This is a genomic window from Streptomyces sp. NBC_00846, assembly GCF_045207325.1.
Classification (GTDB): domain Bacteria; phylum Actinomycetota; class Actinomycetes; order Streptomycetales; family Streptomycetaceae; genus Streptomyces.
In genome coordinates this window covers 5,404,507-5,429,555 of the sequence record NZ_CP108846.1, presented here as the reverse complement: position 1 = coordinate 5,429,555, position 25,049 = coordinate 5,404,507, and the positions used below count along the sequence as shown (strand labels likewise).

At 68.3% G+C, this 25,049-nt stretch carries 11 protein-coding genes; 2 read left to right on the top strand and 9 right to left on the bottom strand.

Annotated features, from left to right (window positions below):
* Nucleotides 1–6: 6 nt before the first annotated feature.
* Nucleotides 7–13,395: an SDR family NAD(P)-dependent oxidoreductase gene (locus OG936_RS25030; protein WP_406497608.1), complete on the bottom strand. Its 13,389-nt coding sequence runs from the start codon at nucleotides 13,393–13,395 to the stop codon at nucleotides 7–9.
* Between the two features lie 223 nt (nucleotides 13,396–13,618).
* Here OG936_RS25030 and OG936_RS25025 point away from each other — a divergent pair, with 223 nt between their 5' ends.
* Entirely contained in the window at nucleotides 13,619–14,431 is an 813-nt protein-coding gene (locus tag OG936_RS25025; protein ID WP_406497607.1) for a BTAD domain-containing putative transcriptional regulator, read from the top strand.
* Between the two features lie 74 nt (nucleotides 14,432–14,505).
* On the opposite strand, the gene OG936_RS25020 is transcribed toward OG936_RS25025, so the two are convergent.
* The 4 genes from OG936_RS25020 to OG936_RS25005 all read right to left on the bottom strand — a co-directional run bounded on the left by OG936_RS25020 (nucleotide 14,506) and on the right by OG936_RS25005 (nucleotide 17,871).
* A complete protein-coding gene (locus OG936_RS25020) occupies nucleotides 14,506–15,255 on the bottom strand; it encodes an SDR family oxidoreductase (protein ID WP_406497606.1) in 750 nt (249 codons plus the stop codon).
* A 313-nt stretch (nucleotides 15,256–15,568) separates the two neighbouring features.
* On the bottom strand, nucleotides 15,569–16,225 hold the full coding sequence (locus tag OG936_RS25015) for a response regulator (protein WP_406497605.1): 657 nt from the start codon (nucleotides 16,223–16,225) through the stop codon (nucleotides 15,569–15,571).
* A 537-nt stretch (nucleotides 16,226–16,762) separates the two neighbouring features.
* Nucleotides 16,763–17,572, bottom strand: coding sequence for a class I SAM-dependent methyltransferase (locus tag OG936_RS25010; RefSeq protein WP_406497603.1), 810 nt, complete (start codon nucleotides 17,570–17,572; stop codon nucleotides 16,763–16,765).
* Between the two features lie 41 nt (nucleotides 17,573–17,613).
* Nucleotides 17,614–17,871, bottom strand: coding sequence for a phosphopantetheine-binding protein (locus OG936_RS25005; protein ID WP_406497601.1), 258 nt, complete (start codon nucleotides 17,869–17,871; stop codon nucleotides 17,614–17,616).
* 255 nt (nucleotides 17,872–18,126) lie between these two features.
* Between OG936_RS25005 and OG936_RS25000 the strand changes: the two genes are divergently transcribed.
* Nucleotides 18,127–19,131, top strand: a complete 1,005-nt coding sequence (locus tag OG936_RS25000) for a ketoacyl-ACP synthase III family protein (RefSeq protein WP_406497599.1) — start codon at nucleotides 18,127–18,129, stop codon at nucleotides 19,129–19,131.
* 143 nt (nucleotides 19,132–19,274) lie between these two features.
* Here OG936_RS25000 and OG936_RS24995 read toward each other — a convergent pair whose 3' ends face one another.
* From OG936_RS24995 to OG936_RS24980, 4 genes are all read right to left on the bottom strand, one after another.
* Nucleotides 19,275–20,507: a ketosynthase chain-length factor gene (locus tag OG936_RS24995; protein ID WP_406497598.1), complete on the bottom strand. Its 1,233-nt coding sequence runs from the start codon at nucleotides 20,505–20,507 to the stop codon at nucleotides 19,275–19,277.
* Complete coding sequence (locus OG936_RS24990; protein WP_406497596.1) at nucleotides 20,500–21,765, bottom strand: beta-ketoacyl-[acyl-carrier-protein] synthase family protein; 1,266 nt, start codon at nucleotides 21,763–21,765, stop codon at nucleotides 20,500–20,502. Before OG936_RS24990 ends, OG936_RS24995 begins: the two co-directional genes overlap by 8 nt.
* A 67-nt stretch (nucleotides 21,766–21,832) precedes the next feature.
* The gene (locus tag OG936_RS24985) at nucleotides 21,833–23,035 is read right to left on the bottom strand and encodes a cytochrome P450 (RefSeq protein WP_406497594.1); all 1,203 of its coding nucleotides are present in this window, start codon (nucleotides 23,033–23,035) and stop codon (nucleotides 21,833–21,835) included.
* Nucleotides 23,036–23,419: 384 nt separating this feature from the next.
* Complete coding sequence (locus OG936_RS24980; protein WP_406497592.1) at nucleotides 23,420–24,892, bottom strand: FAD-dependent oxidoreductase; 1,473 nt, start codon at nucleotides 24,890–24,892, stop codon at nucleotides 23,420–23,422.
* Between the last annotated feature and the right edge of the window lie 157 nt (nucleotides 24,893–25,049).

Sequence of the window (25,049 nt, the reverse complement as noted above, 5' to 3'; positions counted from 1 at the left end):
GCCGCATCACTTCTCGAGCAGTGCCTGCTTGAGGTGCTGGATCAGGTCGTCCGGTGTCGACTGGTGGAACATCAGCGAGGTGTCCAGACGCAGGCCGGTCGCCGAGTTCAGACGGTTTCGCAGGGTCAGAATGGACAGCGAGTCGAACCCGAGCTCGCGGAAGATCTGGTTCAGCTGCACCACATCAGCCGACCCGAGCCCGAGTACCGCCGAAATCTGCGTGGAGATCAGGTCGGACAGCGCTTGGTGCCGGTCGGCTTCCGCCATCGACGCGAGCCGTTGCCGAAGCGACGTCGCCGAGACCACGCCTCCGCCCGCCGTGCGTTTGCCAGTGGTCCTGACCAGCGACCTGAACGTCGGCGACAGTGCCTTCCCGGTTCTGGCCTGCCTGGCCAGCTCGGCCAGATCCAGCCTGGCCGGAATCAACACGGGCTCGCTTGCGCGACAGGCGGTATCGAACAGGGCGACGGCCTCCCGCACCCCGAGCACGCCCACTCCTGCGATCCCGGTACGGGACGGTGCGTCGCCCAGAGCCCAGGGCCCCCAGGCCAGCGACACCGCGGGGGCGCCGCTCGCCCAGCGCCTTCGGGCGAGCGCGTCAAGTGCGGCCGCCGCTGCGGCGGCGGTTCCGTTGCCGCCCACCGTCCCAGCCAACGACGAGAACAGGACGAGGGTGGCGGCCCCGGCCTCCTGGTCGAGAATCTCCGCGGCACCGACCGTCGCGCGCAACACCTCAGCGAGCGAATCCGGTGTCAGAGAAGCTGTCTCGTCGCTCGGCAGCGCCTGCGGTATGTGTACGACCATGGTCAGCGGATGCTCCGCGGGCAGACGACTGATCAGCTCGCGGAGCGCTGTGCGGTCCCTTGGATCACACGCCGCGGTGGTGACGGTGGCGCCCAGCGCGGCGAGCTCCTCGGTCAGCACGGGGGCCTCGGCGCCGGTGAGCATCAGGTGCCGCACTCCCTGCACGGCGACCAGGTGCCGCGCCAGTCGTTCGCCCATGGGCGTGGCCCCGCCGGTGATCAGCGTTGTGCCCTTGTCTCCGGCGAACTGCTCCGTGCCGCCCGCCGACTTGCCCTGTGCGAGCCGCGGCACCCTGACCTGGCCCTCGCGCAGAGCTATCTGTGACTCGCCAGAGATGACGGCCCTCGGCAGCGCACGCCACGACGCTTCGTCGGCGTCCACGTCGGCGAGTACGAACCGTCCCGGGTTCTCCGCCTGCGCGGACCGGATCAGCCCCCACACCGCGGCGCCGGCGAGGTCGGCGCCGGCTCGGTCGAATGCCGGCACCGCGGAGGTGGTCAGGAACACCACGGTCACTGCGGCGAGCGCTTCGGCCGCCCGCAGGACGTCCAGCTGACGCAGTGCCTCCCGAGCGGTGGCGGCGACGCCGGCGCCCGCCGGCACGGTGAGCACCAGGTAGTCCGGCACACGCCCGCCGGCTTCGGCCAGGGCGTCGAGTCCCGGGTACGCCTGGGCGTCCACGCCCGCAGCCGTCAATCCCGCCTCGGCGCGGAGCGGATCCGCGCCCACGACTGCCCAGTTCCCCTTCCGGGGCAACGACTTCGCGACGTAGTCGACCCACGTCTCCCGGTACAGCGCGTCGAGTTGCGCGACTCTGACAGCCTGCAGCTCCCTCGGATCGATGGGGGTGGTGCCGACTCCGAGCTCGGCGACCGGATCACCCACGGCGTCCGCCAGCAGCATCGACACCGAGCCGGTACGGCTCGGGCCGATCCGCACCCGCAGGGCGGACGCGCCGACCGCGTGCACGCAGACTCCCCGCCACGACGTCGCCAGCCGAGGGCCCTCGGTGCATACGGCGTGGAGTGTGGCGTCGAGCAGGGCGGGGTGGATGTTGTAGGCGTCCGGGTCGGTGGGGAGGGTGATCTCGGCGTAGATGTGGTCGTTGTGGCGCCACATCTGGTGCAGCCCTTGGAAGGTCTCGCCGTAGTCGTATCCGTAGGCGGCGAGCGTGTCGTAGGAGATCTCGACGGGCTGCGCGCCGGCCGGGGGCCAGGACGTCAGGTCCCAGTCCGGGAACGGCGCCTCGACATCCAGGACACCCGTGGCATGACACGTCCAGGAAGCACCGGTGCCCGCGTCCGGTCGCGCGTCGATACGAATCCCGCGCGCGCCGTCACCGGCGGCGGGCTCACCCACCTCGACCCGGAGACGAACGGCACCGTGTTCGGGCAGGACGAGCGGAGTCTGCACGCTCAGCTCACGGATGCTGCCACAGCCGACCCGGTCCGCGGCATGCACCGCCAGCTCCACGAAGGCAGCACCGGGCAGCACGATGGTGCCGGCCACCTGATGGTCGGCCAGCCACGGATGCGTGGCCAGAGAGATCCGCCCCGTGAAAACCAGACTGGCCGCACCCTCGGTGACCGCACCGAGCAGCGGATGACCGGCCGCCGTCAGTCCGACAGCGCCGATGTCGCGTCGGCCGGTGTCGGGCTTGAGCCAGTAGTGCGCTCGCTGGAAGGGATAGGTGGGCAGGGTGACATGACGGCCGTCGCTCTGCTCTGCAGGGGTGCAGTGGGTGGTGGCGCCAGCGGTGAAAGCATCGCCGGCGGAGCGCAGGAAGCTGGTCAGGTCACCGTTGTGGCGACGCAACGTCCCGATACTGCTGGCGGCAGTGTCGGTACTGTCGATGGTCTCCTGAACACCCGGAGCCAGAACCGGATGAGGACTGGACTCGATGAACACGTCATAGCCGTCCTCCAGAAGCAGCCGGGTCGCCGCCTCGAACTCGACAGTGCTGCGAAGATTACGGAACCAGTACTCCGCGTCGAGCCCGGTGGTGTCGACCCGCTGCCCGGTCACAGTGGAATAGAAGTGAACATCACTGGGCTGAGGCCGGATCGGCGCCAGCAGGTCCAGCACCTGATCACGAATCTCGTCCACGTGCGGGGAATGGGAGGCGTAATCGACGGGGATGCGCCAGGTGCGCACGTTGTCGGCCTCAAACTCGGCCTGCAACTCATCGAGCGCCTGCGCACCGCCGGAAACAACGGTGGAAGCCGGGCCGTTGATCGCGGCGATCCCGATATCACCGTCCCACCGCATCAAACGGGACCGCACCTGGTCGACCGGCAGCGCGACGGACACCATGCCACCCCGCCCCGCCAGCGCCCGAATCGCCTGACTGCGCAACGCCACCACACGCGCCGCGTCCTCCAGCGACAACGCACCCGCCACACACGCCGCAGCGATCTCCCCCTGCGAATGCCCCACCACCGCATCCGGCTCAAGCCCATACGACCGCCACAACGCCGCCAGCGACACCATCACCGCGAACAACGCCGGTTGCACCACATCCACCCGCGACAACAACCCAGCACCGTCATCGCTCAGCAAGACCTCCAACAGGTCCCAATCCACATACGCGGACAGAGCGTGCGCGCATTCCTCCAGACGCGCCCTGAACACCGGAGCCGTCACATACAACTCACGGGCCATCGCATCCCACTGCGAACCCTGCCCCGGAAACACCAACACCGACTTACCGACCCCAGCAACCCCCGACACCACACCATCCGAGGGAGTCCCCTCCGTGAGGGACTTCAACCCCGCCAGCAACTGCTCACGGGTGGCGCCGACCACCACACCACGATGCTCGAACGCAGAACGCCCAGCCAACGTCGCCGCGACATCCACCACCGACAGCCCAGAACCAGCAGCCGCAGCGATCCACCCCGCATACGCCCGCAACGCCTCCTCCGACCGCGCCGACAACATCCAACCGACAGGACCCTCCACCGCATCATCCGCAAGCGGCTCCGGAACGGAGGCCTGGTCCGTCTGCGGCGGCTGTTCCGTCCCCAGCGCCTGGTCCGTCTGCGGCGGCTGTTCCGTCTGCGGGTCCTGGTCCGTCTGTGGCGCCTGCTCCAAGATCACATGGGCGTTGGTGCCACTGATCCCGAACGACGACACCCCCGCACGCCGCGGCCGCCCCGCCGAAGGCCACTCACGCAACTCCGTCAACAGCCGAACCCCGCCGGCGCCCCAGTCCACATGCGACGTCGGCTCATCCACATGCAACGTAGGAGGCAGCACACCACGACGTAACGCCTCCACCATCTTGATCACACCACCCACCCCCGCCGCCGCCATGGTGTGACCAATGTTCGACTTCAACGAACCCAGCCACAACGGCCGACCCCCCGAACGCTCCCTCCCGTACGTGGCCAGCAACGCCTGCGCCTCGATCGGATCCCCGAGCCTGGTCCCCGTCCCATGCGCCTCCACCACATCCACATCCGCCGCACCAAGCCCCGCATCCGCCAACGCCCGACGGATCACCCGCTGCTGCGACGGACCGTTCGGCGCCGTCAGACCGTTCGAAGCCCCGTCCTGATTCACCGCCGACCCCCGCAACAACGCCAACACCCGATGCCCACGGGCACGCGCGTCAGACAGCCGCTCCAGCACCACCAGCCCCGCACCCTCACCCCAACCAGTGCCATCAGCCGACTCCGCGAACGCCTTGCACCGCCCGTCAGCGGACAGCCCACGCTGCCGGGAGAACTCCACCAACACCCCGGGTAAGGACATCACGCTCACGCCACCGGCCACCGCCAGAGAGCATTCACCGCTCCGCACCGCCTGAGCGGCCTGGTGCATCGCGACCAGCGACGACGAACACGCCGTGTCCACCGTCACCGCCGGCCCCTCCAGACCGAGGAAATACGCCAGCCGGCCGGACGTGACGCTCCCACTGGTACCGGTGAGCAGCAGCCCGTCGGCCTCCGCCGAACCCTCGTGCATCGGTGGCCCGTAGTCCTGGGACATCGCACCGATGAAAACGCCCGTGTCGCTGCCGCGCAGCGAACCGGGCTCGATGCCGGCGTCCTCCAACGTCTCCCACATGGTCTCCAGCAGCAACCGCTGCTGCGGATGCATCGCGAGCGCCTCGCGCGGCGAGATCCCGAAGAACCCGGCGTCGAACTCCCCCGCGTCGTCGAGGAAGTAGCCCTTGTCGACGTAGCTCTTGCCTGTCCGTCCTGGGTCGGAGTCGAAGAGGTTCTCCAGGTCCCAGCCACGGTCTCGCGGCAGTCCGCCGACGACATCCCGCCCCGACCGCACGAGGTCCCACAAACCCGTCGGCGAATGAACACCACCGGGATACCGGCAACCCATGCCGACGACAGCGATCGGCTCGTCGTCCCCTGCCGAGGCGGCCACGGCCGCCGGAGTGACGACCTGGGCGCTCGCGCCCAGGAACTCCTCGCGCAGGAAAGCAGCCAGTGCGGACGGGGTCGGGTGGTCGAAGACCACGGTGGCCGACAGCCGCTGTCCGGTGACTTCGTTGAGCCGCTTACGGAGCTCCACCGCGGCCAGCGAGTCGAGACCGAGTTCTCGGAACGCGACGGACGGCTGTACGGAGCCGGCGCCGACATGGCCCAGCACGGTGGCGGTGTGGGAGCACACCAGGTCGAGCAGCTCGCGGTCGACGTCCTCGGCCGGGCGGCCGGCCAGCCGGTCGGCGAGCGTCGAGCCGGTCGCCGTCACAGCGGTCGCCGCGCGCCGCGCCCGGACCAGCCCACGCAGCACCTCCGGCAGGCTTGCCTGCGTGGCCTGCGCGCGCAGCCGGTCGAGGTCGAGCGAGGCCAGTGTCGCGGCGACCTCACCGCCGGCCAACGCCGCGTCGAACAGCGCGACGCCTTCGTCCGAAGGGAGCGGTTTCAGTCCGGTGCGTGCCATGCGAGCGAGGTCCGCGTCGTCCAGGTCGCGGGTCAGGTCGCTGCGCTCACTCCAGAACCCCCATGCGAGCGAGGTCGCGGGCAGTCCGGTGGCATGGCGGTACTGGGCAAGCGCGTCGAGGAACACGTTCGCGGCGGCGTAGTTGCCCTGGCCCGCGTTGCCGATCGTGCCCATGATCGAGGAGAACAGCACGAACGCCGACAGCCCGACGTCCTGGGTCAGGTCGTGCAGATTCCACGCCGCGTCCAGCTTCGGCGTCAGCACGGCGTCTACCTGTTCCGGCGTCATCCCGGAGATCAGCCCGTCGTCGAGGGTCCCTGCGGCGTGAACCACGCCGGTGAGCGGGTGGTCCTCCGGGATGTCCGCAAGCAGGGCGGAGAGCGCGGCCCGGTCGGCAACATCGCACGCGGCGACGGTCACCTCGACGCCGAGCCCGGACAGCTCGGCGACCAGGTCGGCGGCTCCAGGAGTGTCCGGCCCGCGCCGGGAGACCAGCAACAGGTTCCGCACCCCGTGCTTCGTGGCCAGATGCCGGGCGAACAGCTTGCCGAGTGTGCCGGTACCGCCGGTGATCAGCACGGTGCCGTCGGTGTCCCACTGTGACGGCGACTCCGGCCCGCTCTGGCCCTCGGCGTCCGGCCGCCTCGGCGTACCCTCCGGTTCCCGTCGTCGGTGCTTGGAACCGGCCCTGACCAGTCTCGGCACCACGGCATGTCCGTCACGCAGCGCGAACTGGGTGGCGTCACCGGCCAGCGCGGACGGCAACGCGGCGAGCGAACGGTCGTCGTCGTCCACATCGACCAGGACCAGTCGGCCGGGATTCTCGTTCTGCGCGGAGCGGAGCAGCCCCCAGACGGGCGCGGTGGAAAGGTCCGGTACGGGTTCGCCGTATCCGGTTGTCACCGCGCGCCGGGTCACCACGACCAGCCGTGCGTCGGTGAACCGATCGTCGGACACCCACGCCTGGACCAGATCGAGCGCGCCGTACAGCACCGTGCGGGCGGCTCCCGGGACGTCTGTCGTATCGTCGCGTTCGATGCACACGACCACGTCCGGCGAGTCGCCGGGTATCGCGGACAGTTCGGTGAACTCTTGCCAGTCGACGCCGCCTGCCGTCGACGAGCGCAGGCCGAACGGGTCGTCGCCGAGCAGCGTGAGCTCGCTGGGCGGTGCCGTGTCCGCCGACGGCGCGGGGATCCATTCCAGACGCAGCGGGGAGTCCCAGTTCACGGCCGCGGAGCCGAGGTTGGCCACGTCGGCCGGGAGCATGACCAACGACGTCACCTCGGCCACCGGCATGCCGGCACCGTCCGCCGCACGCAACCGTAGCGCGTTGTCCCCCACGGTCGTCACCGACACCCGCAGCGCGGAGGCGTCGGAAGCGTGCAGCGTCACACCTTCCCAGGCGTACGGCAGTCGCACCCGGCCGTCGTTCGGCAGGACCTGACCCACCAGCGCCGCGTGGAGTGTGGCGTCGAGCAGGGCGGGGTGGATGTTGTAGGCGTCCGGGTCGGTGGGGAGGGTGATCTCGGCGTAGATGTGGTCGTTGTGGCGCCACATCTGGTGCAGCCCTTGGAAGGTCTCGCCGTAGTCGTATCCGTAGGCGGCGAGCGTGTCGTAGGAGATCTCGACGGGCTGCGCGCCGGCCGGGGGCCAGGACGTCAGGTCCCAGTCCGGGAACGGCGCCTCGACATCCAGGACACCCGTGGCATGACACGTCCAGGAAGCACCGGTGCCCGCGTCCGGTCGCGCGTCGATACGAATCCCGCGCGCGCCGTCACCGGCGGCGGGCTCACCCACCTCGACCCGGAGACGAACGGCACCGTGTTCGGGCAGGACGAGCGGAGTCTGCACGCTCAGCTCACGGATGCTGCCACAGCCGACCCGGTCCGCGGCATGCACCGCCAGCTCCACGAAGGCAGCACCGGGCAGCACGATGGTGCCGGCCACCTGATGGTCGGCCAGCCACGGATGCGTGGCCAGAGAGATCCGCCCCGTGAAAACCAGACTGGCCGCACCCTCGGTGACCGCACCGAGCAGCGGATGACCGGCCGCCGTCAGTCCGACAGCGCCGATGTCGCGTCGGCCGGTGTCGGGCTTGAGCCAGTAGTGCGCTCGCTGGAAGGGATAGGTGGGCAGGGTGACATGACGGCCGTCGCTCTGCTCTGCAGGGGTGCAGTGGGTGGTGGCGCCAGCGGTGAAAGCATCGCCGGCGGAGCGCAGGAAGCTGGTCAGGTCACCGTTGTGGCGACGCAACGTCCCGATACTGCTGGCGGCAGTGTCGGTACTGTCGATGGTCTCCTGAACACCCGGAGCCAGAACCGGATGAGGACTGGACTCGATGAACACGTCATAGCCGTCCTCCAGAAGCAGCCGGGTCGCCGCCTCGAACTCGACAGTGCTGCGAAGATTACGGAACCAGTACTCCGCGTCGAGCCCGGTGGTGTCGACCCGCTGCCCGGTCACAGTGGAATAGAAGTGAACATCACTGGGCTGAGGCCGGATCGGCGCCAGCAGGTCCAGCACCTGATCACGAATCTCGTCCACGTGCGGGGAATGGGAGGCGTAATCGACGGGGATGCGCCAGGTGCGCACGTTGTCGGCCTCAAACTCGGCCTGCAACTCATCGAGCGCCTGCGCACCGCCGGAAACAACGGTGGAAGCCGGGCCGTTGATCGCGGCGATCCCGATATCACCGTCCCACCGCATCAAACGGGACCGCACCTGGTCGACCGGCAGCGCGACGGACACCATGCCACCCCGCCCCGCCAGCGCCCGAATCGCCTGACTGCGCAACGCCACCACACGCGCCGCGTCCTCCAGCGACAACGCACCCGCCACACACGCCGCAGCGATCTCCCCCTGCGAATGCCCCACCACCGCATCCGGCTCAAGCCCATACGACCGCCACAACGCCGCCAGCGACACCATCACCGCGAACAACGCCGGTTGCACCACATCCACCCGCGACAACAACCCAGCACCGTCATCGCTCAGCAAGACCTCCAACAGGTCCCAATCCACATACGCGGACAGAGCGTGCGCGCATTCCTCCAGACGCGCCCTGAACACCGGAGCCGTCACATACAACTCACGGGCCATCGCATCCCACTGCGAACCCTGCCCCGGAAACACCAACACCGACTTACCGACCCCAGCAACCCCCGACACCACACCATCCGAGGGAGTCCCCTCCGTGAGGGACTTCAACCCCGCCAGCAACTGCTCACGGGTGGCGCCGACCACCACACCACGATGCTCGAACGCAGAACGCCCAGCCAACGTCGCCGCGACATCCACCACCGACAGCCCAGAACCAGCAGCCGCAGCGATCCGCCCCGCATACGCCCGCAACGCCTCCCCACTCCGCGCTGACAACACCCACCCCACCGGCCCCTTCGCCGACGGCTCCGCGGGCGGCTCCGGAACCCAGGCCTGGTCCGTCTGCAGCACTTCCTCCGTCTGTGGCGCCTGCTCCAAGATCACATGGGCGTTGGTGCCACTGATCCCGAACGACGACACCCCCGCACGCCGCGGCCGCCCCGCCGAAGGCCACTCACGCAACTCCGTCAACAGCCGAACCCCGCCGGCGCCCCAGTCCACATGCGACGTCGGCTCATCCACATGCAACGTAGGAGGCAGCACACCACGACGTAACGCCTCCACCATCTTAATCACACCACCGACCCCAGCCGCCGCCATGGTGTGACCGATATTCGACTTCAACGAACCCAGCCACAACGGCCGATCCTCGGAGTGTTCCTTTCCATATGTGGCCAGCAATGCCTGCGCCTCGATCGGATCCCCGAGCTTCGTACCCGTCCCATGCGCCTCGACCACGTCCACATCCGCCGCACCAAGCCCCGCATCCGCCAACGCCCGGCGAATCACCCGCTGCTGCGACGGACCGTTCGGCGCGGTCAACCCGTTCGAAGCCCCGTCCTGATTCACCGCCGACCCCCGCAACAACGCCAACACCCGATGCCCACGGGCACGCGCGTCAGACAGCCGCTCCAGCACCACCAGCCCCGCACCCTCACCCCAACCAGTGCCATCAGCCGACTCCGCGAACGCCTTGCACCGCCCGTCAGCGGACAGCCCACGCTGCCGGGAGAACTCCACCAGCATTCCCGGTGAGGACATCACGCTCACGCCACCGGCCACCGCCAGAGTGCACTCACCGCTCCGCACCGCCTGAGCGGCCTGGTGCATCGCGACCAGCGACGACGAACACGCCGTGTCCACCGTCACCGCCGGCCCCTCCAGACCGAGGAAATACGCCAACCGGCCGGACGTGACACTGCCGGTGTTTCCAGTGAGCACGTATCCGTCGACCCCGCCGTGCGGAGTGTCGAGCCGCGGGCCGTAGTCGCCCGCCATGGCACCGATGAACACGCCCGTGTCGCTGCCGCGCAGCGAACCGGGCTCGATCCCGGCGTCCTCCAACGTCTCCCACGCGGTCTCCAGCAGCAACCGCTGCTGCGGATCCATCGCCAGCGCCTCGCGCGGCGAAACCCCGAAGAACCCGGCGTCAAAACCGGCGATGTCGTCGAGGAAACCGCCATGCCGAACGTAGGTACGCCCAGAGGTCTCCGGGTCCGGGTCGAACAGGTTGTCCAAGTCCCAGTCACGGTCTCGCGGCAGCCCGGACACAGCGTCCCGGCCCGACCGCACCAGCTCCCACAGATCGTCCGGCGACGATGCGCCACCGGGAAACCGGCACCCCATCCCGACGACGGCGATCAGATCATCGGCGCTGCTGTCGCCGGCTGCCGGGACACTCACCGCGTCATCCGCACCGCTGTGCCCTGTGAGCTGCGCATACAGGTACGCCGCGAACCGGTCAGGGGTGGGATGGTCGAACACCAGCGATCCGGCCAGGACCAGTCCCAGCTCCGTGGAGAGCCCGGCGCACAGCTCGACCGCGGTGAGCGACGTCAGCCCGAGGTCCTTGAACGACGTCAGCGGCGTCATGTCGACCGCGTCGTACGCCAGGACAGCAGCGAGGTGCGTGCGCACCAGACCGAGCAGGCCCTCACGGTCGCGGACGGGTGCCGGCTCCGCGGCGGGTGCGCCCTCGCGCGCTTCGCCGATCCAGTGCCGGCGGCGCTGAAAGGCGTAGGTGGGCAGCACGACCCTGCGGCCGCCGCTCAGCAGCGGCGTCCAGTCCACTGCTGCCCCCGTGGCATGCAGGGTGCCGAGCGCCCTGAGCAGCGTAAGGACTTCCGCCTGCCCGGTGCGCATCATGGACACCGCCGCCGGTGCCTGCCCGGCGAGAGTCTCCCGGGCCATGCCGGCGAGTACGGGGTCGGGACCGAGCTCGAGGCATCGGGAGACGCCCGCGTCGTGCAGGGTGCGGATGCCGTCGGCGAAGCGGACGGTGCCGCGGATCTGGCGTGCCCAGTAGCCCGGGTCGGTCAGCTCGTCCGTGGTGGCGGGGCGCCCGGTGAGGTTCGAGATGACGGGGATCTGGGGGGCGTGGAAGGTCAGCCCGCGGATGGTGTCGGCGAACTCGCCCAGGATTCCGTCGAGATGGTGGGAGTGGAATGCGTGGCTGACGTTCAGCTGCTTGGTCTTCACTCCCTTGGCGCGGAAGGATTCAGCCATCGCGAGTACCAGGTCGCTGTCGCCGGAGATCACCACCGAGTGGGGCCCGTTGACGGCGGCGATGCTCACCCCTGACTCGGGCAGCAGCTCCCGCACGTCACCCTCACCGACGTTGATGGCCACCATCGCCCCACCGGACGGCGCCGTCTGCATCAACCGTCCGCGTGCCGCGACGAGCGTGCAGGCGTCGGACAGCGAGAGCACCCCCGCGACGTGCGCGGCGGTGACCTCACCGATCGAATGGCCGATCAGGTGCGTCGGACGTACTCCGAACGACTCCCCCAGCCTGAACAACGCCGTCCCCAGTGCGAACAGCGCCGCCTGCGTGTACTGGGTCTGGCCCAGCAGGTCCGCGTCGGACCACACGATCTCCCGCAGCCCTCTGCCCAGCAACGGATCCAGTTGCGCGCACACCGCGTCGAAGGACTCGGCGAACACCGGGAACCGCGCGTACAGATCCCGTCCCATGCCGGTTCGTTGCGCGCCCTGTCCGGTGAACATGAAGGCCGTGCCGCCCTCGGAGACCACACCGGACACGACATTCGGCGCCGGCTCGTTCGCTGCCAGCGCGGTCAGGCCGTCGCTCAACTCGGCCGCATCGGTGCCGATCACGACGGCCCGGTGCGCGAGCGCGGCGCGGCTGGTCGCCAGCGAGAACCCGATGTCGAGGGGGTCCGGATCGTCCTGTGCGGCGACATGACCGGCCAGCCGCTCGGCCTGGGCGTGCAAGGCCTGCACGGTGCCGCCGGACACCAGCCACGGGATCGTGCCCGCCTTCGCGGGGCGGCGCTCCTCGGCCGACGAGGCATCCGGTGCCTGCGCGAGCAGGAGATGGCAGTTCGTCCCGCCCATCCCGAACGACGACACGCCGGCCACCCGCGGTCCCTCGCCCGGCCACTCACGCAACTCGGCAGCGACCTCGATGCCCAGCTCGGTGAGCGGGATGTCGTCCGGAGGAGCGGTGAAGTTCAGGCTCGCCGGCACCTGCCCATGCTGGACCGACAGCGCCGCTTTGAGGAAGCCGGCGATCCCCGCCGCGCCCTCCAGATGCCCCACGTTGGTCTTCGCCGAACCCACCACCAGCGGCCGGTCCCGGTCGGCGAAGACTGCGGCCAGCGCCGCCGACTCCACTCGGTCCCCCACCGGTGTGCCGGTGCCGTGCAGCTCCACATATCCCACCTCGGTGGGGTTCAGCCCGGCCGCGGAGAGGGCCGCCCGCAGCATCTCCTCCTGCCCCGACCGGCTCGGCGTGGTCAGCTGCTCGCCGCCGCCGTCGTTGTTCACCGCGCCGCCGCGGATCACGCACACCACCTCGTGGCCGTACGCGAGGGCGTCCGCCAGTCGCATGAGCACCACCATGCCGGCGCCCTCGCCGCGCACGTAGCCGTTGGCGCGCGCGTCGAAGGTGTAGCACCGGCCGTCCGGCGACAGCGCACCGAACTCGCTCGCGGTCATCGTCGACTCCGGCGAAAGGATCAGGTTCACGCCACCCGCCAGCGCCCACGCCGACTCCCCGCGGCGGACGCTCTCGTACGCCTGGTGGACGGCGACCAAAGCCGAGGACTGCGCCGAATCCATGACCACACTCGGGCCGGACAGTCCTAGAAAGTACGAGATCCGGTTCGCGAGAATGCCGCGCTGGACCGCGGACAGGGTGAAGCCGTCGATCGCTCCCACGCCCTGGTCGCGCACCAGCCCGGCATAGTCGTCCCCCATCGCCCCGAGGAAGACGCCCGCCCGGTCGCCACGCACCACCGACGGGTCGATTCCCGCATGCTCGAGGGCTTCCCACGCCAGTTCCAGCATCAGTCGCTGCCGGGGATCCATCGCCGCGGCTTCGCGTGGCGACACCCCGAAGAAGGCCGCGTCGAAGTCCGTGACCCCATCGATCAGTCCGGCCCTGCCCACCCGCGCGCCGACGTGTACGGCGCGGTCGGCAGGAACCTCGCCGACGGCCTCACCGCCGGCGGCAAGCAGGTCCCAGTACGCCTCGGAGGAGCTCGCGCCTGGAAGGCGGCACGACAGACCGACCACCGCGACGACGTCCTGACCACTCGTTTTCACGAAGTTCTCTGTCATGACAGCGGATTCTCACTCTGCTCTCGGGGAATGCGGGCTCGGCCGGTACCGCCGCATGCAAACCTCTCGTCCACGGGAATGCGACGAAGGTTGTAGTCGACGCGCCCCGACACGATCACCGGTGTGCGACCTTCGCCCCGAAGCATTGCTTGCCGAGTAAAGCAACCGGCAGAGTCTGGATCGAGGCCCGTCCCTACGATCAATCATGTGGAGGCATTCGTCAGTGTTGCGATTCCAGGTACTCGGCCGCCTAACCGTCACCAACGATCTGGGCGACTGCACGCCGACCGCGCCGATGGCGCGGCGTGTGCTGGCACAGCTGCTCCTGCGCGCGAACAACATCGTCATGCTCGACGCGATCATTGACGAACTGTGGGGCGACAAGCCGCCGAAGAGCGCCGTCCCCACCGCGCAGACGTACATCTACCAGCTGCGGCGTCAGTTCGAGCCGTGGGTGCCGGAGCACACGGTCGAACAGGTGCTCGCCACATGCGGCACCGGCTACATGCTCCGGGTGGACCCGGACCAGCTCGACCTGAAAGCGTTTCTCCGGCTGACCAAGCAGGGGCGCACCGCGCTGGCCGCCAGTGATCCGGCCGCGGCGGGGCGGCTGCTGCGGCAGGCGCTCGACCTCTGGTCGGGACCGGCGCTCGCCGACGTGACGGCCGGCCCGTCGATCCAAGCGCACGTCGTCCATCTCACGGAGCAGCGGGCGCATGCCGTCGAACTGCGCATCCAGGCAGACGCGATGCTGGGCCAGCACCGGGAACTCGTCGGCGAGCTGAAGGCCACGCTGCTGGCCGACCCGCTCAACGAGTGGTATCACGCACAGCTGATCAAGGCGCTGGCCTCCAGCGGCCGACGAAACGAAGCACTGGTCGCCTACCAGCACTTACGCAAGACGCTGTCGACCGAACTCGGGCTCGAACCGTCGGAGATGCTGCAGAAGCTGCACCAGGAGGTTCTGGCCGGACGCGACTCCTGGTCGGACCGGGAGGTGCCGGAGAAGCTCCGTTCGGAGCAGGCCACTTGGTAGTTCCCCGCTCTGCGGGGAGGCCATGGTGACGGATCGAGGATCGCCGGGAGGCGATCCTCGATCGCGCTGCCCTGTTACCTGTTGTGGAGCAGCCTGCCGCCGTCGACGACAAGGGTGTGGCCGGTGATCCAGGCCGCGTCGTCCGAGAGCAGGAAGGCCACAGCCGCGCCGACATCAGCGGGTGTACCGAGTCGCTTCAGCGGGACGGAGCCGACCACCTTCTCTTCCCTGCCCTCGACGGTCACCCTGGTGAAATCGGTGAGTACCGTGCCGGACGCGACGGCGTTCACCCGGACCCCGGGCGCGAGCTCGTTCGCCATCTGCTTGGTGAAGTGGTTCAGCGCCGCCTTGGCCGTCCCGTAGGAGGTGCCGTCGGGGACGGCGAGCTTACTGGCGATGGAGGATATGTTGACAATGGCGCCGCCGTGCTCGCCGAGCCAGCCGCGCCAGGCCGCCTGCACCCAGGTCAGCGCGGTCACCAGGTTCATCTCGATGGTGTTCCGGTAGGCCGCCACATCGGTCTCGACCAGCCGGCGGGCGTTCCTCTCCGTACCGCCGACGTTGTTCACCAGCAGATCGAGCGATCCGAACCGTTCGACGGCGGTCGCCACCGCGATCCGCTGATGCTCGGGATCGTTTGCCTCGCCCGCGACGCCGACAGCCCGTTCATCACCGAGTTCGGCGGCTGCCTCACGCAGCTTGTCCTCACGGCGCGAGGTGATCACGACGTTCGCGCCTCGCTCGACCAACGCGGTGGCTATACCGAAGCCGATACCCGTCCGACCGCCGGTCACCAGCGCGGTCTTGCCCTTTAAGCTTGTCACAGTCTGCGAACCTCTCTTTGATGGTTCCACCCAGTAACCGGATTCAGTGTCGACTACCTGCCGGACGTCGGGCGAGAACGAATTCACGTGCCCTACGGCCTTTTTCGGATTGACGGCCCTCTGGAAACAGGGAACGAAGGCTCTCCGGCCAAGGATTAGATCAGCTCCAGACGGCGGCAACAACCCGGTGAAGCGCCAAGTGGTGCACTGCTCTTGCCAGCCACGAATACGCCGCGAATGCGCTACGAGTAAGCCTCAAAGGAGCACGCCGACATAACGGTTTCGCCATCCGGCGGGGAACTCTTGAAAGGTCCTACTCGACGCGGGTGATGATCCCTATGGATGTCGCTTTGTTGACCGCATCGAGCCGGGAATGAGCGCCCAACTTCGTGAAGATGGTTCCCAGATGGCGCTTCACCGTGCCCTCGGCGATCGTCAGCCGCCGCGATATCTGCCGGTTACTCATAGCCTTGCCCACCAGGGTAAGAATCTCCAGCTCGCGCTTGGTGAGCATGTCCGGGTAGTTCGCCGCCGAGGCGATATAGGTCAGCGCCTCGGCGGATACGTGAAGGACGATGCGGAGGTCGTCGGCGCACACCGCGCGGACACTGGACACCAGGTCGGTCCGGTTCACCGACTTTGTCAGGTAGCCACGAACGCCGCAGTCAAGCAACTGGCTTACCAGCGCCGGCTCGTCGAGCATGCCGAGGATCAGGATCCTGGCGTTCGGCGATGCGGCGCGGATGGCCTGCACCGTTTCGGTCGCCGACTCGCCCGGAATGTTCACGTCGAGCAGCACGACGTCGGGTTGTTCGATCTTGCAGTGCAGGACGCCAGCCGCGCCGCTGGCGACGTCGCCGACCACGGCCATGTCCGGTTCCGCGTCGAGCGCCTCGCACACCGCCTCGCGCAGCAGCGTATGGTCGTTGACAAGCACGATCCGAATGCGGCCGTCGCGGTCACGCGGCATGGCATGCCCCCGAGCGGAACGGTAATTTCCACGACGGCACCGGAATCCTGGGGGTACTGCGCACGGCACGTCTTCGGGGTTCCAGTTGGCTGCAGAGCTCCGGTGCCAGCATGACATTATCGACCGCGAAGTTGGTGCGTCGCCTTTCCGTCAGGACCCGTGCCGCAGCAGCCTTCATAACTCCCCCATGTTTACCGGCGCGTGGCACACCGTAACCCGTGCCCCGCTTCCCGGCAAGAACACGTCAAGTCGTTGACTGATTCCTAGCGCAAAGGGAGAGAAGGTCGGCAAGCCTGTGGGTAGCCCTGCATGTGCTTCCACTGATCCGATGTGCAGCCCCGGAACAGACAGGGGCCACCGTGCAACGCTCGGGGAGGACGGTGAAGTTCAACCCCGAGGTGCACGATGGCCTTTGCTCCAGTCTGACCTGCTGTGGCGTCTCGGTCAGCCGCAGCGGCAACCGCCATGGCGGCCAGTTTCAGCCAGGCCCCTTGCGCACCTCCTTTCCCGACGTGACCTGCCTCCTCTCACCCATCCTCACTTCGGCACCCTGACGACGGTTGTGCGCGTGTGGTTTGTCACCATCTCGAATTTCGGGTCCAAAAGCGTCTGGCGGATCACGTCAAGATCGGCGGCGGTCAAATTGGTCTGGCTCAGCAGGAAGGGCTCCAGCATGTAGCTGTGCAGCCGAGCAAGCCGCGCGGTCGGCGTTCCGCCTTCTCCCGGTGCCTGATAGTCCCGCACCGTGAGATCCTGATAGCTGGCGGCGGAGAGCACGTCCGGCGTACGCGCCGCCCAGCCGAAGTCCATACCGGTCTGCCCGGCGAGTTTCAGCACGCCGTCGTGGTATTCCTGGAAGATTCGCGCGGTGTAGTCGTCAACCGGGGACTTGATCAGGCCCTCGTCGGCGTGACCGGAGTACCAGTCGGTGAGCACCAGCGTACCGCCCGGCCGCAGGCGCGCGGCCAGCTTCACCGCGATGGCCTCCTTGTCTGCCAGATGCATCAACAGCAACCGGGCGTGGATCAGATCGAACTCCGGCTCCGGCCACGGGTCACTGGTGAGGTCATGACGGATCGCCTCGATGCGTGGATGGCTGGGCACGTGCTGCGGCTTGAGGTCGCTGGCCACCACACGTCCGGACGTTCCCACTCTGGCGGCCAGCCAGCGGGACACGGAGCCCTCCCCGGCGCCCACGTCCCAGCAGCGCCAGCCGTGACCGACACGTACATCCTCGCCCAGGATGCTGAACGTCTCCCGGTTGAGGATCTCGGAGAGCAGGCCCAGTTGCTCGGTTGCCGCCGGCGCGTCGTTGTCGAAGCGTTGCTCGTGTTCTGCGCTGTACATGACATCCCCTCATTGAGTCGTCCACGCACCGGGGTCCGCAGCTACTTCGACGCGGGCAGCAACTCGTTGACCAGATCCACGAACTCCTTCGGCGTCGCGTCCTTGCCCGTCTTCTCCTCCGGCAGGCTTATCCCGAGCTCTCGCTCGACCAAGAGCGTCACCTCCACCATCGCGACCGAGTCATAGCCCAGATCGACAAACGTGATCTCGGCGATGTCGCCGTCCAGGCCGCCCCCGTCGTCCTCGCCCGCCGCCCGGCGTACGTAGTCCACCAGCTCCGCCTGAGTGAACGTCGCCATTGTTGCCCCCTTCGTCTCGTGACGTCGGAACCAAGATTGCGGGGACGCTTCGACACCCGATCGAGTTCCGATCGACGGCGACACGCGATCATTCCAGCAAGGACGAAAATGATCTTCCCGGGCGAGCCGATTTCGACGAAGACCGTCGGTGGGCAGCAATTCGGCAAGGCCTCGCCTGGGCCTCGAACGAGCCTCCGCCGTACAAGACGAACCTGACCAATGCGGGTACCTGATTCAATCCGTGGGAGGACGCCAATGAGCGATGAACTCTACATAGCCGCCGCGAGTTCGTGGCTGCCCGAGCGCATGACACTTGACGAGGCGGAACGAGCCGGCCTTGCCGAACGGGCGCGGGTCTGGAACACCGGCATCGAGTCGGTATGCGTCTCGGCGGACAAGTCGGCACCGGAGATGGCTGTGCTGGCCGCACGGGCCGCCCTCGAACGCGCCAAGTCCGAGCCGGAGGACCTCCACCTGCTGCTGCACGCCTGCACGTACCACCAAGGTCACGACGTATGGCCACCGGCGTCGTACATCCAACAGTTCTCCGGCGGTGGCTCATGTCCGGCCATCGAGGTCCGCCAGATGTCCAACGGGGGCATGTTTGCTTTGGAGCTTGCGGCAAGCTACCTGATTGCCAACGATCGGCCGACCGCGTTGGTCACCACGGCCGACAGATTCTGCCCACCCGGCTTCGATCGGTGGCGTAGCGACCCCAGTTCCCCCTTCGGCGATGGCGGCACCGCCGTGGTGTTGTCCACCCGCACCGGATTCGCCAGGATCCGCGGCCTTGTCTCGGTGTCCGACTCCGGACTGGAGCGCGGTAGCCGGGGTGAGCGGTTCAGCGACGCGCCAATGGCCTCCGGATCGCCGGTCGACCTGAACAGCGACGCCCTGGTGCGCGAGCTCGGGGTGGAGGCCTTGCTCAACCGCATCCAGGCGGGTCAACGGGAGGCGTTCGATCGGGCCTGCGTCCAAGCGGACGTGAAGTTCAGCGACATCGACTGGTATGTGCTGCCGAACCTGGGCCGGACCCGGATGCGGGCCCAGTACTTCGACCCGTTCGGCATCGACCCGCAGCGATCCACCTGGTCCTGGGGGCGACAGGTCGGGCATCTCGGCGCGGGCGACCAGTTCGCCGGGCTGGCCCACCTCGTCTCCGAGGGCGCCCTCGAGCCCGGTCAGACCTGCCTGCTGTCCGGCGTCGGCGCCGGCTTCACCTGGACTGCCGGCATCCTGGAGATCATCGCCAAGCCATGAACCAGGCGCTCGGGAGCAGACGTCTGCACGTCGTGCCCGGGTGGACTCCTCCGGCCCGACGCCGTAGGGGCAGCCATCGCTGATGGCTGCCCCTACGGTGTCGTGCCCGGATGATGACGCGTCGGTCGCGGTACCGACGTCGGCTACGCCGCCGTGAGCACCATCGCGGAGTTGATGCCGTCGCCGCGGGCCAGTACCAAAGCCGTGGAGACGGTCGTCTCCCTCGGCCGGCCGAGTACCAGGTCGAGCTGATCGGACCCGACCGGTTCGGCCACATTGATCATGGGCGGTATGACGCCGTGCCGCATGCTCAACGACGCGGTGGCCACATCGAGCGCCGGGCCACCGGAATACAGTCGGCCGGTCATCGTCTTCGGCGCTGTCACCGGAACCGCCCGTGGACCGAACACGGCGGTCACGGCAGCGGCTTCGGCGCGGTCGAGTTCGGCGACGCCGGCCGCGTCCGCGAACACCACGTCGACCTCGGCGGGCGTCACACCGGCGTCCGCGAGCGCTGACTCGATGGCCCGGCGCAGCCCGGGCTCCCGAGCCGAACCGGGCCGCGGGTCGAAGGTGGAGGCGTACCCGGCGATCTCGCCGTACGGCTGAACCCCTCGAGCGCGTGCGTACCCGGCCTCCTCGACGATGAGGATGGCGCCACCCTCACCAGGCAGATGGCCGGACGCGGCAGCGTCGAAGGGCAGGTAGGCCCGCTCCGGGTCGGTCACCGAGCTCATCCGGCCGGTGGTCAGCTCGATCACCCACCCGAGCGGACACAACGTGCTGTCCGTCGCGCCGCACACCACCACCGGCAGACCGTCGGCCACGTGTCGGCGGGCCTGGGCGATGGAGTCCATCCCGCTCGTCAGTCCGGTCAAGACCCCGCCGGGACCGTGCAGTCCATGCCGGATCGAGATCTGCCCCGTGTTCACCGCGTAGAACCAGGAGAACGAGAGATAGGCGCTGACGTGGTCGCCGCCGAGGCTCCACAGTTTCTCCAACTCGCGCTGGCTGTACTCGAGCCCGCCCGCGGAGATGCCGGTGACGATACCGACCTGATCGTCCGGGACAGCGGCCAGTTCGAGGCCGGAGTCGCTGACCGCGGCGTCCGTCGCGATCAGCGCCAGCCGGGTGGCCTGATCGGTCTGCGGCACCAGCCGGCCGGGGACGTGCTCGCGGACGTCGTAGCCGGCCACCTCGCCCGCCAGCTTGGCCGGGTACTGATCCGGTTCGAATCGAGTGATCCGTTCGATCCCACTGCGCCCGTGCAGAACTGCGTCCCAGTACGTATCGGCGTCGAACCCGTTCGGAGCGACCACTCCGAGGCCGGTGATCACCGCGCGAGGGCGCGTCGGCGCCGGGATGGTGTCACTCATCGGAATCCCCCCTGGTCAGCACCATGGCGCTCTGGAAACCACCGAACCCACTGCCCACTTTGAGCACCGTGCGCAGATCCGCCGGCCGCGCTTCCAGCGGGACATAGTCGAGCCCCAGCTCCGGGTCGGGCTCGTGCAGGTTGGCCGTCGGCGGAATCAGCCCGGCTTCCATGGCCATCGCGCATGCCGCGATCTCGATAGAGCCGATCGCGCCCAATGAGTGGCCGATCATGGACTTGATGGAACTCACCGGCGTCCGGAACGCGTGATCGCCAAGGCTGCGCTTGAACGCGTCCGTCTCGTGCCTGTCGTTCTGTACCGTGCTGGAGCCGTGCGCGTTCACGTAGTCCACCTGCTCGGGAGTGCGCCCGGCCATCCGCAGCGCCACCTCAATGGCCTTGGCCATTTCGGTGCCCTCGGTGCGGAGACCGGTCATGTGGAACGCGTTCGCGCGCACGTCCCAGCCGCCGATCTCCGCGTAGATGTGCGCGCCACGGGCCCTGGCGTGGTTCCACTCCTCCAGCACCAGCATCGCGCTGCCTTCGGCAAGCACGAACCCGTTCCGGGTGCGGTCGAACGGACGGGACGCGGTGTGCGGGTCGTCGTTGCGAGGGGTCGTCGCCTTGATCGCGTCGAAGGAGGCGACGCAGACCGGTGAGATGGGCGCGTCCGTGCCGCCGGCCAGCATCACGTCGGCGGAGCCTTCGCGAATCAGCCGCGCCGCATGGGACACCGATTCGATGCCCGCGGTGCAGCCCGTGGACACCAGCGCCACGGGACCTTCCGCACCGACCTCCCAGGCCACATCGGCGGCGATCGACGTCGGGACGAGATACTTGGACAGATGCGGCATCGCGTATTCGTGGTCGAGAAGCCACTTGCGGCCGCCGTCGGAGAGCACGTTGTATTCCCGGTCCAGGCTCATCGTGCCGCCGATGGCGCTGCCGACGCTGGTCCCGGTGCGATGCGGGTCGACCGTGTCGATGTCGAGGTCGGCGTCCGCGACCGCTTCCCTGGTCGCGGCGACGGCGAGCTGTGCGCTCCGGTCCATCCGCCGGATCTCCTGCGCGGTGAAGCCCTCCGCCACCGGATCGAAGTCGCACTCGCCCGCGACCCGCGAGCGGAACCCGGACGGGGCGAACAGCGAGATGGTGCGAATGGCCGCGGTGCCGGACGAAATCAGCTCCCAAAACTCCTTGGCGTTTCCACCACCTGGGGCACGCACGCCAATGCCGGTGATGGCGACCCGTCGATTCATCGCGTGCTCACCGTTCGCGCGCTCGATTCAGCATGTGGCATGGGAATCTCATTCCTGCTAGCGGAGGTCAGGCATCGAATGTGACGGGCAGCGATTCCAGCCCGCGGATCGTAAGGCTTCGCTGCCAGCGCAGTTCCTCGGGCGGTACGGCCAATGTGAGGCCGGGCAGCCTGCGCAGCAGCCCGTCGAAGGCGATCCGGCCCTCCAGCCTGGCCAGCGGAGCGCCGAGGCAGAAGTGCGCACCACGTCCGAATGCCACGTGCCCGTTGTCGGAACGCATGACGTCGAAACGGTCCGGTTCCTTGAACTTCGCCTGATCCCGGTCGGCCGAGGCCAGTGACAGGAGCACCGGGTGGCCCTTCTCGATGCGGGTACCCGCGATCTCTATGGGCTCCAGCGGGAACCGCCACGTCGCCGTCTCGAACGACCCGTCGTAGCGGAGCATCTCCTCCAGGGCCGGTTCCACCAGGTGCGGTTGCTCGCGCAGCAGCGCGAGTTGGTCGGGATGGCGCAGCAAGGCGAGCGTGCCGTTCCCGATCAGATTCACGGTCGTTTCGAAGCCTCCGATCAGCAGAAGGGACATCATCGACAGCAACTCGGTCTCGTTCAGCCGGTCGTCGTCGTCCCTGGCCGCGATCAACGCGTCGACCAGCCCGTCGGCCGGCACCTCTCGGCGCTTGTCGACCAGTTCGGTGAGGTATCCGAGGAGGTCACGCAGTCCGACCGGCCGCGCGTTCTCGCTCTCGGCCTGGTCGGAGCCGGTCTTGTTCGTCCACCGGCGGAAGTCCTTCGTCCACCGGCGGAACATCTCCTGGTCCGCCGAGGGAACTCCCAGCAGCTCACAGATCACCGTGATCGCCAGCGGGAACGCGAACTCGGTGACCAGGTCGACGCGTCCTCTCGGCACGATCTCGTCGAGAAGCCCGTCCGTGATCTGCTGTACCTGGCCGCGCAGACTCTCGACACGGCGGGCGGTGAAGGCGGTCGAGACCAGCCGGCGCAGCCGCGTGTGTTCGAGCCCGTCCGTGGTGAGCAGGTGTGTCCCGAGCCCGGTCCGGTCCTCCAGCGGCCGCCCCTTGCCCGCCTCCTGCCAGTCGAGCGGCGCGTTGCGCGGGTCCTTGCTCATCCGGGTATCGGACAGCAACATCCGTACGTCCTCGTAGCGGGTCACCAGCAATCCGTAAAGGCCCTGGCCTTCCATGACCTGCACGACGGGCTCTTGCTCGCGCAGCCACGCGTACTTGGGATAGGGATCCGCGCCGAAATCCATCGTCCGCCTCCTCTGCTTTGGTACTCAGTTGGTAACCGAGGTGATTCGGCCCACCGTGCTGTGCCGAAGGTGCGTTATGGCGGCGTTCATTCGCGGACAGCCTGGAAGGCGACGTAGTACGCCAAGCTTCGCCGCATCGGTTCGAGAGGAACTCGTGGTCGGTTAAACGGACGGACTCTGCTTCAGCTCTCGGGAGGCCGAGCAGCGGGCGATCCGGCAGGTCGTGCCGGATCACGTCATCCGCGGCTACTTCGGCGGCCCACGCGTCCGGTACGTCCTCGAACGGAACTGATCGAGTCTTCGGATCAACAGGACCGCCGAACAGCATGCGGCCGACACCGGCATAGCCGATGTCGGCCGCATGACCGTGTCGGGGATCCGGTGTCAGGCCTCCTGCGTGACAGCGTCCGGGCTCTTCCGGCACAGGATCCGGTCAAGAGCGTCCCGCAGCTGCTGCTCGCTGGAGTCGGCCGCTCGCGTGGTCGCCGTACGCCAGCCGACAAAGCCGTCGGGACGGATCAGCACAGCGCCGTCCTCCTTGATGTTGGCGGCCTCGGCCCAGCCTTCGACCGCACGAGCCGTGATGCCCAGTGCCCGTGCGGCATCCAGCCAGTGGCCGGCCGCGGTCCCGGTGAGCAGCGTGAAGCCGCTCACAAGGTCGACGGTGGACCGTCCGTCCGGAAGCCACCGGTGCGGCAGGCGGCTGCCCGGGGCGCCGTCGAGTACGAGATTCTCCATGTCCGACAGTGGTTCCGGATCGATCACCGCGGCTGAGTCGTACCGGTAGCCGACGACGGGGATCATGACACCCGTCATGCCGACGGCGGCCCGGTCGGCGGCCAGACTCGGATCGTTGTTCCAGTGCAGGTCGTGGTTCTGCGCGCGGATCACGCTCTGTTCCATGGTGAACAACGCGACCGGACGGCGCTCGGCTTCATAGGTGTCGAGCAGGGCCTCGCCCCCGGCGGCCAGTTTCCACGCCAGGTTGTGACCGTCAGCGATACCCGTGTTGAGTCCGAAACCGCCGACCGGCGGCAACGCGTGTGCCGCGTCGCCGACAAGGAAGAACCTGCCCCGCCTGAACGCGTCGGCCACATGTGCAATCGGCGCCCACGGTATCTGGCTGATGATCTGCGGCTGGGCCTCTGTGACGCCGGTCGCGTCCCTGATCCGCTGCTGGATTTGCTCGGCGGGCGTGTTCGGATCGCCGTTGTGGATGTGGAAGATCCAGCGGCCGGCTTCGTCGACCCGGTACAGGATTCCGGACGCCCGCTCGTTGCGCAGGAAGGTCATGGAGAGCGGCGGGGCCGGCAGTTCGGCGCGGAACAGGACGTTGAGCATGTGTGAGTCGCCCAACGGCCCCGGGCCGGTCACGCCGATGCCGAGCAACTCCCGGGTCCTGCTGCGGATTCCGTCGGCGCCGATCAGATAGTCCCCCGTGACGACCCGGCCGTCCTTGGTGGTGACGCTGTCGTCCCCGACAGCGACCACCTCACTGTCGAAGTCGACCCGGCTTCCCATGTCGCGCAGCAGGGCCACGGCGGCACGGTCGATCCGGTCCTGCGGGCAACTGCCCAGTTTCGCCGAGCCGATCTCCGGTCGCTCGAACTTGGAGGTGACGGCGGTCAGCTCGCCCAGGCTCGGTCCGGTCATCAGGCCACGGCCAAAGCTCGCCGTCTCCACCTCAATGCCGGCCTCGCGCAGGATCTCCGCCGACCGGTCGCTGAGGCCGAACGCCCTCGGATGGTCGTTGACCTTGGCCCGGCGCTCCAGAACGTGAACCGACACCCCTTGGCGGGCAAGGAAAACCGCGGTGCACAGCCCGACGGTGCCGCCGCCGACAATCACTACGCGCATGACTCCCCATTCATGTCATTCATTCTTGAACGTGATTCAGCGTTGTTCTCAGTAGTGAGCTTGGTGACCTGTCCGCCGGCCTGACCGGGGACGGGCGCCCCCTGCGGAGGCCGGGGTGGCCGGACCTTCGACAAGTCCGGTCACCCCAGCTCCGAGG